The sequence below is a fragment of the Intestinimonas butyriciproducens genome, assembly GCF_016901775.1.
GTDB lineage: Bacteria > Bacillota > Clostridia > Oscillospirales > Butyricicoccaceae > Pseudobutyricicoccus.
The window spans coordinates 1-964 of record NZ_JACJKW010000045.1; the positions used below are offsets into that span (position 1 = coordinate 1).

Below are 964 nucleotides of genomic sequence, written 5' to 3' on the forward strand. Positions count from 1 at the left end.
ACAGGAGGATCTTATGTGGAAATTCATTGTTAAGAGACTGATTATGCTGATCCCGGTATTGATCGGCGTAACCCTGCTCGTGTTCCTGATCCTGCAGCTGGCGCCAGGCGACCCGGCGAAGGTAATCTTGGGCGAGCAGGCCACCCCTGAGCAGATTCAAGAGCTGCGGGAATCCTTGGGCCTCAATGATCCGGTGCTGGTGCAGTATGCAAACTACATCATCAAGCTGGTTCAGGGGGACATGGGCGAGTCCTACAAGACCCGCGGACCTGTGTCTGACGAAGTGTTCAACCGGTTCCCCAACACCATCAAGCTGACAGCATGCGCCATGCTTCTGGCCGTGGTGGTAGCTGTGCCGCTGGGCGTTGTGGCAGCTGTGAAGCAGAACACCCTGTTTGACAGCATCAGCATGGTTATCGCGCTGGTGGGCGTTTCGATGCCTATCTTCTGGCTGGGCCTGCTGCTGATTCTGTTGTTCTCCTTGCGTTTGGGATGGTTCCCCTCCTCTGGTAGTGAGGGCTGGAAGAGCATCGTGCTGCCCGCCGTGGCTCTGGGCTTCAACCATATGGCGTCCATCGCCAGAACAACCCGTTCCTCCATGCTGGAGACCATTCGTCAGGACTACATCCGTACGGTCCGTGCCAAGGGCGTGGCCTATGGCGTTGTTATCCGTAAGCACGCGCTGAAGAACGCGCTGATCCCCACCATCACAGTTATCGGTCTGCAGATCGGTTACATGCTGGGCGGCTCGGTGCTGACAGAGACCGTGTTTGCATGGCCTGGTGTTGGCCGGTTGATGGTGGACTCCATCAATGGCCGAGACATCCCCATGGTTATGGGATGTATCATTCTGGTGTGCGCCACCTTCTCCGTGGTCAACCTGATCGTTGACATTCTGTACGGCATGGTGGATCCGCGGATCAAGTCCCAGTACAAGTCGGGGGGTAAGAGCAAATGAGCAAAG

Annotated in this window: 1 protein-coding gene; it reads left to right on the plus strand. The window is 56.6% G+C overall.

Annotated features, from left to right (window positions below):
* A partial coding sequence (gene nikB, locus H6A25_RS12500) for a nickel ABC transporter permease (RefSeq protein WP_430651177.1) occupies nucleotides 1-958 on the plus strand: 958 nt, incomplete at its 5' end.
* Between the last annotated feature and the right edge of the window lie 6 nt (nucleotides 959-964).